Below are 15,375 nucleotides of genomic sequence, written 5' to 3'. Positions count from 1 at the left end.
TAGTGTATTGCATTACTTTAATGCGAGGGATGTTGCGTTTTAATGTGGGGAATGGGGCACGTTTTGCCGTAAAAATACCGGCTTAAAGAGAGAATATCAATACGCTATAGCTTCTATAAGCGCGTTTTCTGATCGATAAGCTTAAAAACTTATTATCTTTTTTCATTTTATACGCTTTTCTGTCTTTCTGTAAATTTTTAAAAGTATAAAAACGTAAATCTTGAAAAAGAAAAAACAGAAAAACTGTGCATGATCTGCATCCTTACAAATGTGCTGTAAAATGGCGGGAAAGGCTGTGCAGGAGGATGGGGTGTGCGCTTTAAGGAGGAGTTGAAGAGTGAGGTGAAGGGAAGTTGCCGGTGAGTTTATTTCCGATGAATTTGGAAGATGTTGTGGAGAGCGTGGGTAAAGAAGCGTGCTAAAGGATGAGGGGGCGGTTGGTGCTAGGTAATTTGTAGGTTGGTTGCTGGTGAGGGGGCGGCTGATGTTTGGAGGTTTATGGGATGGTTGCTAGTGGGGTGGTTGGGAGGAGGCTGTTTCCAGAGGGAGGAAGAGTATGTTGGAGAGCAGAGAGAAGAGCCGGATGAGAGGAGAAGTGGAGGGAAGATGGGGTGGATTACAATGAGGTCATTGTTGTGGGGGTGAAAGATGATTGGTTGCTGATGAAGCGTGATAACGATATGGTGGGGTAGGCTTAGGATAGGGTGGAGAGCGTGGGTAAAGAAGCGTGCTAAAGGATGAGGGGGCGGTTGGTGCTAGGTAATTTGTAGGTTGGTTGCTGGTGAGGGGGCGGCTGATGTTTAGAGGTTTATGGGATGGTTGCTAGTGGAGTGGTTGGGGGGAGGCTGTTTCCGATGGAACTGGATGTTGGTGGGGAATGCTTGTCCGTAAAAGTTCTGCACAATGCAGAATTAAATGACATATTAAAATTTACTTTTCTCACTCTGCAATAAAGGGAAATAGGATTTTGCAAAATTGAATCGTGAAAGTAGTTTTTAGTTTAGTGGGGTGATTGTCCGTGGAAGTTTGCCTATAAGCTGAGAGCAGGCTGGAAAAGAGGGGAATAGATGAGTGGAATGAGAAGAGCACATTTCCATTTGTTTTCATTTTAATCAAGTGTTTTTCAAATGTATTCCAACGGTGTTTTTATCACAGGTTTACTTTACTATTTTTCGTGTAGTCGTAAAAACGATAAAACGTAAATCTTGAAAAAGAAAAAACAGAAAAACTGTGCATGATCTGCATCCTTATAAATATGCTGTAAAGATGAGGAAAAGGGGGTGCAGGAGGATGGGGTGTGCGCTTTAAGGAGGAGTTGAAGAGTGAGGTGAAGGGAAGCTGCCGGTGAGTTTATTTCCGATGAATTTGGAAGATGTTGTGGAGAGCGTGGGTAAAGAAGCGTACTAAAGGATGAGGGGGCGGTTGGTGCTAGGTAATTTGTAGGTTGGTTGCTGGTGAGGGGGCGGCTGATGTTTGGAGGTTTATGGGATGGTTGCTAGTGGGGTGGTTGGGAGGAGGCTGTTTCCAGAGGGAGAAAGAGTATGTTGGAGAGCAGAAAGAAGAGCCGGATGAGAGGAGAGGTGGAGAGTGAGAAGTGGAGAGTGAGAAGTGGAGAGTGAGAAGTGGAGAGTGAGAGCTGAACAGCAGTTTGGTTTTTCAAAGTTATCATTAAGCGTTTTTATGCTCTGACGAAATAAGAGCACTATCGTCATGGTAAGTGATTTTTAAAAATATGCATGCATGTTTATGAGCAGAGAGTGAAACACTCTAAGCATATTTTAAAAACTTTCATTTTGATCAGAGATCAACCATAAAATTGCCTTCTGTTTTTTCGGTTTGAGTTCTCTAAAACTTTTCAAAAGGAAGTATTCCTCTCTGTTTGAGGCGATTTCATCATGCTGGGTGGGGGTGTCTTGTTTTGTAAAGAGATCAGCGTAAAAAAAGGCAATAGGAACACTTAAGATATCAGCAATTTCCTTTAAACGCCCTGCACTCACACGATTTAATCCTGTTTCATATTTTTGAATTTGTTGGGAACTTACCTTCAAATGATCAGCCAATGTTTTTTGAGACATTTTCAGCATTTTTCGCCGAAAACGAATTTTTTTGCCCACGAAAATGTCATTATGAAGATTTTTTGCTTGATGAAGATTTCTCGCTTGCATCTTCCCCCCGCCGGTTGCGAGCGCCCTCGCATTGGTATTCCGGGAGTCTAAAAATACTGAATCCGAGTCAGCTTTTTGCTTTTAGTGCTTGTAGCACCTGGACATAGCAAAATCTCCCGGAATTCCGGGATACCCACATCAGTGGGTTCATTTTTACGCTCGGATTTAGGGTTTTTAGATCCCTATTGGTCGTTGCGTATGCGACCAAAACATCTTTTAAGTCATAAAGGAATTTCAGAGGATTTACAATAACAATTAGAACAGTTTGTGAAGTTACAATTTTTGAATGAGGGAGTGATCGCTGGAGAATGAGGGGTGGAGGATGAGAGGTGGAGGATGAGAGATGAAGAGTGAGGGATGGAGAATGAGGGGTGGAGGATGAGAGGTGGAGGATGAGAGATGAAGAGTGAGGGATGGAGAATGAGGGGTGGAGAATGAGGGGTGGAGGATGAGAGATGGAGAGTGAGGGGTGGAGGGTGAGAGGTGGAGAGTGAGGGGTGGAGGATGAGAGGTGGAGGATGAGAGATGGAGAGTGAGGGGTGGAGAGTGAGGGGTGGAGAGTGAGGGGTGGAGAGTGAGGGGTGGAGAGTGAAAGGCGGAGGATGAGAGATGGAGGATGAGAGGTGGAGGGTGAGAGGTGGAGAGTGAGAGGTGGAGAGTGAAAGGCGGAGGATGAGAGATGGAGGATGAGAGGTGGAGGATGAGAGATGGAGGGTGAGAGGTGGAGGGTGAGAGGTGGAGGGTGAGAGGTGGAGGGTGAGAGGTGGAGGGTGAGAGGTGGAGGGTGAGAGGTGGAGGGTGAGAGGTGGAGGGTGAGAGGTGGAGGGTGAGAGGTGGAGGGTGAGAGGTGGAGGGTGAGAGGTGGAGGGTGAGAGGTGGAGAGTGAGGGGTGGAGAGTGAGGGGTGGCTGGGGAGAATGGTGTGTAAAGCAGAGAGAAGAGTGCGCTAAACGAGAAGGCCTGTAATGTACGATGTCGGTGAGATAGAGGGAAAGAGAAAAAGGGATCAAATATAATGAAATTCTCCTTAAAGAATCTCTCAAAATTCTATCTGAACCTGCTCAAAAGGGTATACACAGAAATTTGTTAAAACTTTTTGAGAGCATTAAGAAACAAATATAAAAAGAAAAACCTTTTCCTTTTTGTTGAATTTTTGTTCACAAAACCAAGAAAATAAGGTATGAACGCTGAAAAATAACGTGCTGCTCAAAAACGCATCAACTGTCTATAAAGGAAATTATTGTTTATGTCAAAAGAAGAAGTCTTGGAGTTTTCTGGTATCGTAACTGAACTTTTACCGAATGCGATGTTTCGCGTAAAACTGGAAAATGATCATGAAATTATTGCTCATACCGCTGGAAGAATGCGCAAAAATCGTATTCGTGTGTTAGCTGGTGATAAAATCATGGTTGAAATGACGCCCTATGATCTAACAAAAGGCCGCATTATATATCGCTATAAGTAGTTCATCTGTGGTTGTTACTTTTTCTAAAAGCAGCAATAGTGTTCCTAAAAGCCTTTATCTTGCTTCCAAGAGCAAAAATCGTCCTGGAAATGCGTTATATGAGGGAGTAAAGAATATCAGAGGTCTCTCAAAAAAGAAAATCAGGGATGCTAAACGCATTGGCTAGTCGTTTAAAATCATTCTGAGGGGGTGGAAATGGAAGTCATAAGAAAAACTTTCTTTAAAAAATCTCGTTTGGAAGAAACCTCCTTAGAGGAAATCCAATTGATACTTGCTTCCGCTTCGCCCCGTCGCTTGGCTCTCTTAGCACAAATTGGTCTTGATCCCCATCAGGTTTATGCAACCAATATCGATGAAACACCAAAATTAAGAGAACATCCTGCAAATCTTGCAAAACGTTTGGCAAAGGAAAAAGCTCTTAAAGCACAAGAAACTTTTCTATGGCGCGATCAAAGCAGTGGAGAAAAAGTATCAGCGCAGAAAATAGTCATCTTGGCCGCTGATACTGTGGTTGCTGTTGGGCGTACTATTCTTCCCTCACCAGAAAGCGAAGATGAGGCTTATGAATGTTTGCGCTTCCTTTCTGGACGTGCACACAAAGTCTATGGCGCTGTTTGTGCGCTTAATGAATGCGGAAAAATAACCGTAAAATTGGTCGAAAGTTGTGTCCGTTTTAGACGGTTGACCTCTCCCATGATGGAGGCCTATCTTTATTCTGGAGAATGGCAAGGAAAAGCCGGTGGATACGCTATTCAAGGCAAAGCAGGTGCTTTTGTTGTCTATATCGCTGGTTCTTATTCCAATGTGGTGGGCTTGCCTTTGGCTGAAACAATGGATCTTCTCACGGCTTATCACTATCCACTTCTCACTCATTGGAATGGAAAAACACATTAGAGAAACGGATTGACTGGCAAAACCAATGGAACAGAATAACAAACAAACAGAGCAAAAATTAAGTAAAGGGCGCGAACAAATAAAAAAAGCCCACCAAACGCAAACAAAGCCGAATGTGAAGCAAACAGAGATCTCTTCAATCCGTCCTCCCCATCTTTGTCCCATTTGTGGTCAGATGGCACAACAAAACGCCTATCCTTTCTGTTCAACACGATGCCGGGCGATTGATCTGAACCGATGGCTTTCGGGCTCTTATATCTTGCCACCCCTGCCACAAAAAGCTGATGAAGAAGAGTAAAAAGGCTGCCTAGTCTTGAGAAGCGTTGGAAGTCCGGCTTTGGGTTGAACAGGGCAGGTATTTGAAGTTGAGCAGGGCTGGGCGTTTGAGCTTGGGAAATTGGCATTTAGGTTGAAGAATAACCGGGCATTGAAGCTGGGGAAGCTGGTATTGGATGCCAAGGACGACGTTGATTGTGTGAATGATAGGGTGGAGGTTGCGTGCTTGAGACCCGGATCGTTTAAGTGTTTGGAGTTGAAGAGAAGCTTCGTGTTCGCAATAAAACTTGTGAAGAAGAGTAAAAAGGCTGCCTAGTTTTGAGAAGCGTTGGAAATCCGGCTTTGGGTTGAACAGGGGCAGGTATTTGAAGTTGAGCAGGGCTGGGCGTTTGAGCTTGGGAAATTGGCATTTAGGTTGAAGAATGACCGGGCATTGAAGCTGGGGAAGCTGGTATTGGATGCCAAGGACGACGTTGATTGTGTGAATGATAGGGTGGAGGTTGCGTGCTTGAGACCCGGATCGTTTAAGTGTTTGGAGTTGAAGAGAAGCTTCGTGTTCGCAATAAAACTTGTGAAGAAGAGTAAAAAGGCTGCCTAGTTTTGAGAAGCGTTGGAAATCCGGCTTTGGGTTGAACAGGGGCAGGTATTTGAAGTTGAGCAGGGCTGGGCGTTTGAGCTGGGGAAGCTGGCATTGGATGCCAAGGACGACGTTGATTGTGTGAATGATAGGGTGGAGGTTGCGTGCTTGAGACTCGGATCGTTTAAGTGTTTGAAGTTAAAGAGAAGCTTCGTGTTCGCAATAAAACTTGTGAAGAAGAGTAAAAAGGCTGCCTAGTTTTGAAAGGCGTTGGAAGTCCGGCTTTGGGTTGAACAGGGCAGGTATTTGAAGTTGAGCAGGGCTGGGCGTTTGAGCTTGGGAAATTGGCATTTAGGTTGAAAAATGACCGGGTGTTTGAAGCCGGAAAGAAAATTGAGCCTTGAGAGTGGTCTGTTGAAAACAGAATATTGCCACTCTTTATTATGAATAATACTCTCTTTTTTCCAATTGTTTCCTTTGCTGTCATCTTTCTTGCACGGTTCTTCTTGTCGTTGTTTGTTTTTGATCTTTTTTCTTCTTTACTCGCGTGATCCTCCTCTTGCTATGGGGCGTGTGAGAACCCATATTTGTTTTAGCACTACAGCTATTTTCATGCTGCCTCGTTCGCGGTGTTTTGCGGGGGTAAGGCCGATCCTTGCGGGTGCTTTGGGGAGTTAAAGTGCAGCGGTAGTGCAAGAAAGGAAAAAAAATGAATCTGGAAAAATATAGCGAACGGTTGCAAGGCTTTTTACAAACAGCACAAAATAAGGCTCTCTCTTCTGATCATCAACAATTTATGCCAGAACATTTCCTCAAAGTGTTGTTAGAGGATTCTCAAGGATTGGCCGCATCATTGATCCAAAAAGCTGGCGGTGATCTCTCTCTTATTCAAAAAGCGCTCGAAGAAGCGCTCGATGCTTTGCCAAAAGTGCAAGGCGGAAATGGGCAACTTTATCTCTCGCAGCCGTTGGCAAAAGTCTTCACTCTAGCAGAAGATCTCGCACATAAAGCTGGGGATCAGTTTGTAACCGTCGAGCGTGTGCTGCAAGCGCTTATCATGGAAAAAACTGCAAAAACAGCCGATATTCTCACAAAAGCAGGTCTGACTCCGCAAGCACTCAATCAAGCCATTAACGCTTTGCGTAAAGGAAAAACGGCTACAAGTCCTCATGCCGAAAGCCAATATGATGCTTTGCAAAAATATGCACGCGATCTTACAAAAGATGCACGGGAAGGAAAACTTGATCCTGTTATTGGACGTGAAGAAGAAATTCGCCGCACTATTCAGGTGCTCTCACGGCGTACCAAAAATAATCCCGTGCTCATTGGTGAACCAGGTGTCGGAAAAACGGCAATTGTTGAAGGGTTAGCACTGCGTATTGTTAATGGCGATGTGCCAGAAACTTTGCGCGATAAACGGCTCTATGCACTCGATATGGGAGCACTTATCGCTGGTGCAAAATATCGCGGCGAATTCGAAGAACGTCTTAAAGCAGTGCTGGCTGAGGTGCAAGCCGAAAATGGGCAGATCATTCTCTTTATTGATGAATTGCATAATCTGGTTGGTGCTGGAAAATCCGATGGTCCTATGGATGCTTCCAATTTGCTAAAACCCGCTCTTGCGCGCGGAGAACTCCATTGTGTGGGGGCAACAACACTTGATGAATATCGCAAATATGTCGAAAAAGATGCTGCTCTTGCACGGCGCTTCCAACCCGTCTTTGTGCCTGAACCAACCCTTGAGGATACAATCTCTATCTTGCGCGGCATTAAAGAAAAATATGAACAACATCATAAAGTGCGTTTGGCAGACAGCGCCTTAATTGCTGCAGCCCGTTTGTCTAACCGTTATATTACTGATCGTTTCTTGCCAGATAAAGCCATTGATCTTATCGATGAAGCAGCGGCACGGTTGCGTATGCAAGTCGATTCAAAACCCGAAGAACTCGATGCACTTGATCGGAGAATCTTACAGTTGAAAATCGAACGTGAAGCGTTGAAAACCGATGTAGAGCCAACAGCAAAAGAGCGTCTGAAAACCGTGCAAGCTGAACTCGAAACATTGGAACAACAATCGAGAGAAATGACAACCGCTTGGCAGGCTGAAAAACAAAAATTAGGACATGCTGCGGATTTGAAAAAACAGCTCGAAGAAGCACGCAATGCTTTGGCTATTGCACAGCGTGATGGACAATTCCAAAAAGCCGGAGAACTCGCTTATAGCGTCATTCCGCAGCTCGAAAAACAATTGAGCATAGCTGAAAATGATGATCAGCAAAATCATCTCGTTGAAGAAACTGTTACCGCTGAACATGTGGCCCGGATTGTTTCTCGATGGACCGGAGTTCCTGTTGATCGTATGCTTGAGGCAGAACGAGAGGCGCTCCTGCGTATGGAAGACGAAATTAGCAAACGTGTGGTTGGACAGGGTGAAGCTGTGCAAGCTGTTTCCCGCGCTGTACGCCGTGCGCGTGCCGGCCTGCAAGACCCTAATCGCCCCATCGGCTCCTTTATGTTTCTTGGTCCTACCGGTGTGGGAAAAACCGAATTAACCAAAGCGCTTGCGGCTTTTCTCTTTCAAGATCAAAATGCTATGTTGCGCATCGATATGTCGGAATATATGGAAAAACATGCCGGTGCACGCTTGATTGGGGCACCGCCCGGATATGTCGGATATGAAGAAGGGGGAGTGCTAACTGAAGCCGTGCGGCGAAGACCTTATCAGGTCATTTTGTTCGATGAGATTGAAAAAGCCCATCCCGATATTTTTAATCTCTTGCTGCAGGTGCTTGATGAAGGGCGCTTGACAGATAGCCAGGGACGTACTGTCGATTTTCGCAATACCTTACTGATTATGACCTCAAATTTGGGAGCGGAATTTTTAACCGCCTTGCCAGAAGGACAAACGACCGATCAGGCAAAAAATGATGTCATGAATGTTGTAAAAGCGGCTTTTCGTCCCGAATTTCTTAATCGTATTGATGAGGTTATTCTCTTTCAGAGATTACAACGTAGCGACATGGAAGCTATCGTTGATATCCAGATACAACATTTGCAAAATTTGCTCAATGAACGCAAAATAACTTTGCATATCGAACCAGAGGTTCGGCAATTCCTTGGCGATAAGGGCTATGATCCTCTCTATGGCGCGCGGCCTCTCAAACGCATTATCCAAAGAGAAATTCAAGATCCACTGGCAGAAAACATCTTGTTTGGAAAAATTCATGATGAGATGGCGGTGACAATTGCAAAAGAAGGAGAGCATTTGACTTTTTTGCCTGAAAATTAAGATACTGTTCTAGAAATGAGGAATATGGCAATGAAATAAAGATATAACAATGCGTTAAGAAATGCCTATCAGACAGAAAAAAATGATAATAAAACATAAAAAAAACTTGACAAGGTAAATCTGAACGCGTATCATAATGATACAATCAGCATTCTGTGCTTTTGTGAAGCAGATTGAAGAATGATGATGGGGGTGAAGCTTCATTACGGCGGAAGCGGTTTGTAAATCAAACACTATCTGTTTCGGTTCTGTCTTTCTTAGAGCTTTCTAGAGCTTATGAGCCTTTTCACACCATCTCATTTTCAGTGATCGTTTTCTGATTTCTCAGGACAGGCTTATCGTTATAAACGGTTAGTTCATTTATAACTTCTTGAATTCTATTTCACTCATCGGTCAGACTTTGTCATATTCATCGGTCTCACAGTGTCGTATTATAATCAATAAGTTTTCCGGTCTTTGAGAAATTTCTAAGAGAGGGAGAGATTTCTAAGAGATGTCTTTCTCTAGAAAAGGGGATGGTTTTGCTAGCATTTATATAATGATACATTCTTGGTAATCCTTTGCTGGGTGACTAAGGTTGGGGGATGAGTGTAGGTCTTTCTCGTTTTTTTATCAGAAAATTCTATTTTTATTCTATTTCAGGTGATTGCTTTTCTAAAGTACCGTTATTCTTTTTATCTTCTATTGCTGTTATACCTTTTATGCGTTCTTTGTTGGAAGCTGTAACGGGAGATTTGCGTGTTTCTTTAGAGAACAAAGAGTATCATGGTTATGAGAGAAAGGAGCCTGGGATAAAAGGCAAAAAGATTTTCACTCAATTATCCAGCAAAGGATTGCCAAAAATGTATCGTCATATAAAGGCTAGCAAAGCTATTTGATTGGCCTCTGATCACAAAGTTTTTACATGTGGTTGGTTGTTCTTAAAAATTTTATTGCTGATTTTTATGCCATTTTTCAAGATATGGGATCAGCTTCTCTTTAATTTGAAGGAACAGGATGATGGCAGAAAAACCTTGTCTTCCCTTACGTCGAAGAGGGCGGTCAAAAGGTGCTGTGAATAAAACAACAAAGCGCTTTAATGAAGCCCTTCTTACAGCTGCAGAGCAAGCTGGATATCACTATGGTGAAGATGGGCTGGTGTCTTATCTTCAATATCATGCATTAAATAATCCTGTGCCTTTTTTTTCGCTGCTGGCTAAAGTATTGCCTCTGCAAGTTACCGGAGAAGCAGGTGGTGATGTTAAAACAATTTCACGTGTGGAGATTGTGCCGGTGATTGCAAAAAATGCCTCCTCTTGCGAGCCGGAGGCTAAAGAGGGTGATGCTTGAGGGGTGGAGTATTTGGCATGATGTTTGAAGATTTTGGAGCCTTGGGAGCGCGTGGTTTTTGGAACGCCATGGTTTTTGAAGGTTGTCGTGTTGTTCTTAGCTTATGACCAGTTTTTACTGGAAAAGTTGATATGTGTCCCGTGTGAACAGTTTTTCGCTTCTTGTAAAGATTTTGTCTGTGCAAGTTACGGCACAAAGCTGTGGGTGATGTTAAGACAATTTCACGTGTGGAGATTGTGCCGGTGATTGCAAAAAATGCCTCCTCTTGCGAGCCGGAGGCTAAAGAGGGTGATGCTTGAGGGGTGGAGTATTTGGCACGATGTTTGAAGATTTTGGAGCCTTGGGAGCGCGTGATTTTTGGAACGCCATGGTTTTTGGGGTATGTTTTTTTGAGGGGCGTTATGCTTGAGGATGAATGACAACAACGCAAATTGCTCTTATTCCAAAGCTTATACCTGTTTTTACTGGAAAAGCCGATGTACGTGCTGCTTGGGGAGGACGAGGATCTGGAAAAACACGTTCCTTTGCTTTGATGTCTGCCGTGATCGGATATCGACATGGAAAAGCTGGAGAGCGCGGCATTATACTCTGTGCACGGCAATTTCAAAATTCACTCAATGAAAGTTCGCTGGAAGAAATTAAACGAGCTATCGAATCCTATCCTTTTCTACAAGACTATTATGAAATCGGCGATAAATATATTAAGTCAAAAGATGGACGTATCGTCTATGTTTTCGCTGGGCTTGATCGCAATATCGCAAGTATTAAATCCATGGGGCGCGTTTTCCTCTGCTGGGTCGATGAGGCGGAACCTGTGACTGAGACTGCTTGGCAAACACTCATTCCAACTTTGCGCGAAGAAGGAAATGATTGGAATGCGGAATTGTGGGTGACATGGAACCCTTGCCGTGAAAATGCACCCGTGGAAAAACGTTTCCGAAATGTCAATAATCCTCATATCAAAGGTGCTGAAATCACTTGGCGTGATAATCCTCAATTTCCAGAAAAACTTAATCGAGATCGCAAGGCAGATTTAGAACAACGACCTGAACACTATAACCATATTTGGGAAGGGGAATATCTCCAAACTGTTGAAGGTGCCTATTACCAAAAAGCGTTGCTGGAGGCTTCACGGGAAGGGCGTATTACTACTGTTCCCCGTGATCCCTTGATGCAGATCAGAATCTTTTGGGATATCGGTGGAACAGGGGCAAAGGCTGATGCTACCGCTTTGTGGGTGGCGCAATTTGTGGGGCGGGAAATCCGTGTCCTCGATTATTATGAAGCCCAAGGACAGCCGCTCTCTGAGCATGTGGGATGGGTGTTCCAAAGGGGATATGATAAGGCGTTGATGGTCTTGCCCCATGATGGCGCAACGAAAGATCGTGTCTATAATGTGAGTTTTGAAAGTGCTCTCCAACAAGCAGGGTTTCAAACTAAGGTTATTCCTAATCAGGGTGTGGGAGCTGTGAAAATGCGTATCGAAGCGGTACGGCGATTGTTTCCTGCTATATGGTTTAACCGTGAAACAACACATGCTGGCCGAAAAGCGCTTGCTTGGTATCACGAAAAACGCGACGAACAGCGTAATATCGGATTGGGTGCTGAACATGATTGGGCAAGCCATGGCGCGGATGCCTTTGGACTGATGTGTGTGGCTTATGAACAGCCAAACATGCGGCCGAAAAAAAATACTTATCGTTCTTCTCACCATTCTCAAACTTCATGGATGGCTTTTTAATGAATATTTCTAAAGACTCTTTTGATCCATTAGAGACGCTTGAACACCAAGCACTCTTTAAAAAACTCGTCAGCTGGTATCAGGATGATATTGCACATGTCGAGCAATGGCGAAAAAATGCCCAAGAAGACTACGATTTTTATAATGGACGTCAATGGAATGAGCAAGATCTTGCCGTGTTGCGCGAACAAAACAGACCGGTCATGACTTTTAATCGCATTGCTCCTTTGGTCAATGCTGTGATTGGCACAGAGCGCAATAATAAACGACAAGTGCAATTTATTCCACGCCAAGAAGGGGCTGCCTTTGCCAACCAGATTCTCACCGGAGCAGCCGAATGGTTTCGTGATGAAGCTGATGGGGAGTACGAAGATTCTGATGCCTTTCAAGATGCTATCATTTGCGGAATGGGGTGGACCGATACCAGGCTTGATTATGAAGAAGATCCGCAAGGAAAACCCGTCATTGCAAGATTGGATCCAATGAAAATGGTCTGGGATGCAAGTGCCGTGAAGCCTAATCTGGTTGATGCGCAGCGCTTATGGTATATTGATGAAAAACCCTTAGCAATGGCTCAGGAAATGTTTCCTCATGTCCATTGGAGTGATCTTAATGCCGATTGGGTCAAACATCAGACGTTTTTTCATCAAACCAGCGCTGATAATATGCAAAGCTATCAGAAAGATGTGGAGGAGGAGAGCAGTTCTCAACGTCCTAAAATGGTTACATTGGCTGAATGCCGCTGGTTCGAACGTGAAGTTGTTTATAAGATCCTCGATCCTTTAAGTGGAAAATTTATCGATTATTCAGAGCAAGATTTTCAAAATTTGTGCAAAGATTTTCCTGCAATCCAAGCGACAAGATTAACGAGAAAAATTGTCAAACGTGCTTTTTTGGGTCGAAAATTGCTCGAAGCACCAGATAAGCCTCTGGTGCCAGCAGGTCAATTGGGATGGGAATGTATTACTGGCACTTTTGATAAGTTGAGCCGGCAATTTTATGGGATTGTCAAACCAACAAAAGATCCGCAACGCTGGGCAAATAAATATTTTAGTCAAGTGATGCATTTGCTTAATAGTCAGTCAAAAGGCGGAATTATGGCTGAACGCGATGCTTTTGATGATGATCGACAAGCCGTGGAAAGTTGGGCGAGAGCCGATAGCATTACTTGGCTGAAAAGTGGGGCTGTTTCTGGGGGAAGAATCCAGCCTAAGCCCGTTGCACAATTCCCCCAAGGCTTCTTTCAGCTGTTTAATGAAGCAAAGAGCGCACTCGAACAAGTGACCGGATTGTCTTCTGAATTTATTGGTACACGGGCGGTCAATCAACCAGGAATTCTTGAACAACAACGCCGCCAATCTTCACTCAATTTGTTGGCTTCTTTCTTTGATGGTTTGCGGCGATATCGGCAGCGACAGGGAAAAATTATTCTCTACCTTATTCAAAACTATCTTTCCGATGGGCGATTGGTGCGTATTGCTGGTGACGAAAATGCTAGGTATGTGCCGTTAACACGCGAAATGATTACCAGTTTGGAGTATGATATTGTGGTTGATGATGCTCCAACGAGTCTCAATGAAAAAGAGCGGACATTTGCTATTATTATGCAATTGCTGCCTTTGATGCAGAGTTTCACAACGCCAGATATTATGCTCGATCTTTTGCGTTATTCACCTTTGCCTGCATCACTCATCCATAAAATTGCACTCAAAGCACAAAAGCAGAGTTTAGAGAAACAAAGTGCTCCATTGCAAGACAGTGCTGAGGCTTTAGGAGGCCCTAGCGGTCATGCCGGTGTGGAACAGCTGATGCCAATCCATTTTGCAGAAGGCACATGAAAAGTGAAATGGCTTTGTGTTTAGGAAGTGCGGTTTTTTATGCATAGCATCTTTGTCTGCATCACTCATCCATAAAATTGCACTCAAAGCGCAAAAACAGAGTTTACTGGGTAAAGTTCCCTATTGCATGACAGTGGTGGAGGGCAGCTTAGGGGTGAAAGAGGAGAAATTAGTGGCGGGACTAATGGAGAGCATAACATTGCGGTGTGAATAGAGGAGCGCTGATAATGTTGGAGGGAGCCTCAGTGGTCATGCGCAGGCAAAGTCGCTGGTAGATCATTTTGCAGAAGGTAAAGGCGCAAAGGTAAATGGCTTTATGTTTAGGATGCCTAATCTTCTGCGTTCCTCTCCTTTGTCCGCATCTCTCATTCATAAAATTATACTCAGAATACAAAACAGAGCTTAGTGGAGCAAAGTGCTCCATTACGTGACAGCGCTGGAGGACAGCTTAGGGGTGAAAGAGGAGAAATTAGTGACGGGACTAATGGAGAGCATAACATTGCGGTGTGAATAGAGGAGCGCTTTGCAGGTAATGTTGAAGGGAACTTCAGTGGTCATGCGGGGGCAAAGCAAGTTGGTAGACCATTTTGCAAAAGGCAAAGGCGCAAAGGTAAATGGCTTTATGTTCAGGATGCCTAATCTTCTGCGTTCCTCTCCTTTGTCCGCATCTCTCATTCATAAAATTATACTCAGAATACAAAACAGAGCTTAGCGGAGCAAAGTGTTCCATTACGTGACAGGGCTGGAGGACAGCTTAGGGGTGGAACAGGACAACTTAGGGGTGGAGCTAGTGGAGAGTGTAACATTGCGGTGTGAATAAAGGGGGCGCTGGTAATGTTGGAGGGAGCCTCAGTGGTTATGCGCAGGCAAAGTCGCTGGTAGATCATTTTGCAGAGGGCATATGCGTAAAGATAAATGACTTCATTTGAAAAAACATCATTTTAATTGTCTGAAAAAGAGAAGGACAACAGTATGGATCAAGAACATTTAACACCAGCAGAACAAAACCAATTGAAACAGGGTTTTCTTTCAGGAGAACAACAGGGAGAAGATCGTGAAATTGGTATAGGAGAAAAAGCAAAAAATTTGGAAGAAAATTTCCAAGGGCACCAAAATGTACAGCAACAACAGCGATCATTGCAAGCAGGTTCACAATCACAAGATGTTCAAAAAGCGCTAGAGGTTGATGCACCACCAGATCCGCAAAAAGATTTTATGGGTTATATACAATGGTTGGGAAAAACACTCTACAAACAAGGGGCGTTGCTCTCTGAACAACCACCTGCTATGAGCCATGAATCAGAACAGTTGCATGCTTTATATCAGCAATCTGTTGCTGCTGTTAAACAAAAGCATCATGACTTTGATCAAGCTGCCGATTTTATTTATGATACGCGAGCTAAGCAGTTGGCAGCTTTCTCTTCACTCTATCCTGAAATGGCTGACCCAAACGTCGTGGATGCGGTGATTGGTAATGAATTGAAACAGATTTTGCATGATTGTGCGAAAAAAAATCAAAGTCCTGCCGAAGTGATCTACGCTGTCGCGCAAAAAATTGGTTACACAAATGCTCCAAATACCATTGGTGAAAATTTTCAGAAAAGGCAAAATTCTGCACGTACACTCGCTGCCTATAACGGCTTAACACCAAATGGACCGATTTCTTTGAATATGCTCGACAAAATGTCGGAAGCAGAATTTAGTCATTGGGTTTCTGATCCAAAAAACAAAGCCGCTTTTAATCGCTTAATGGGTGGTGGAGAATCCTAAAAGCATGAACGCGTGGATAGGGGAACTCTCGA

Annotated in this window: 10 protein-coding genes; 9 read left to right on the top strand and 1 reads right to left on the bottom strand. The window is 43.9% G+C overall.

Translation table 11 applies throughout. From position 1 onward, the window contains the following. Positions 1–1,778: 1,778 nt before the first annotated feature. Entirely contained in the window at positions 1,779–2,165 is a 387-nt protein-coding gene (locus AYT27_RS07260; protein ID WP_011181192.1) for a helix-turn-helix domain-containing protein, read from the bottom strand. A 1,245-nt stretch (positions 2,166–3,410) separates the two neighbouring features. Between AYT27_RS07260 and infA the strand changes: the two genes are divergently transcribed. From infA to AYT27_RS07195, 9 genes are all read left to right on the top strand, one after another. After that, positions 3,411–3,629, top strand: coding sequence for a translation initiation factor IF-1 (gene infA / locus AYT27_RS07250; protein WP_004856585.1), 219 nt, complete (start codon positions 3,411–3,413; stop codon positions 3,627–3,629). A gap of 195 nt (positions 3,630–3,824) precedes the next feature. Continuing rightward, positions 3,825–4,523 (top strand): Maf family nucleotide pyrophosphatase, encoded by a 699-nt coding sequence (locus AYT27_RS07245; protein ID WP_011181190.1) that lies wholly within the window; start codon positions 3,825–3,827, stop codon positions 4,521–4,523. A gap of 25 nt (positions 4,524–4,548) precedes the next feature. Continuing rightward, positions 4,549–4,821: a DNA gyrase inhibitor YacG gene (gene yacG / locus AYT27_RS07240; protein WP_034448268.1), complete on the top strand. Its 273-nt coding sequence runs from the start codon at positions 4,549–4,551 to the stop codon at positions 4,819–4,821. A gap of 1,264 nt (positions 4,822–6,085) precedes the next feature. Next, the gene (gene clpB, locus AYT27_RS07225) at positions 6,086–8,665 is read left to right on the top strand and encodes an ATP-dependent chaperone ClpB (protein WP_011181188.1); all 2,580 of its coding nucleotides are present in this window, start codon (positions 6,086–6,088) and stop codon (positions 8,663–8,665) included. Positions 8,666–9,249: 584 nt separating this feature from the next. Then, on the top strand, positions 9,250–9,543 hold the full coding sequence (locus AYT27_RS07220) for a hypothetical protein (protein ID WP_011181187.1): 294 nt from the start codon (positions 9,250–9,252) through the stop codon (positions 9,541–9,543). A 121-nt stretch (positions 9,544–9,664) separates the two neighbouring features. After that, positions 9,665–9,994 carry a hypothetical protein gene (locus AYT27_RS07215; protein WP_011181186.1) on the top strand — a complete coding sequence of 110 codons (330 nt, stop codon included), beginning with the start codon at positions 9,665–9,667 and terminating at the stop codon, positions 9,992–9,994. A 415-nt stretch (positions 9,995–10,409) separates the two neighbouring features. Then, complete coding sequence (locus AYT27_RS07210; RefSeq protein WP_034448260.1) at positions 10,410–11,735, top strand: PBSX family phage terminase large subunit; 1,326 nt, start codon at positions 10,410–10,412, stop codon at positions 11,733–11,735. Next, complete coding sequence (locus tag AYT27_RS07205) at positions 11,735–13,573, top strand: portal protein (RefSeq protein ID WP_034448257.1); 1,839 nt, start codon at positions 11,735–11,737, stop codon at positions 13,571–13,573. Before AYT27_RS07210 ends, AYT27_RS07205 begins: the two co-directional genes overlap by 1 nt. A 972-nt stretch (positions 13,574–14,545) precedes the next feature. Further along, positions 14,546–15,343: a hypothetical protein gene (locus AYT27_RS07195; RefSeq protein ID WP_011181181.1), complete on the top strand. Its 798-nt coding sequence runs from the start codon at positions 14,546–14,548 to the stop codon at positions 15,341–15,343. Positions 15,344–15,375: the final 32 nt, after the last annotated feature.

Origin of the sequence: Bartonella henselae str. Houston-1 (assembly GCF_000046705.1) — a bacterium.
GTDB lineage: Bacteria > Pseudomonadota > Alphaproteobacteria > Rhizobiales > Rhizobiaceae > Bartonella > Bartonella henselae.
Note: the sequence above shows the minus strand (reverse complement) of the source record. Positions and strands in the feature narration are given on the sequence as shown.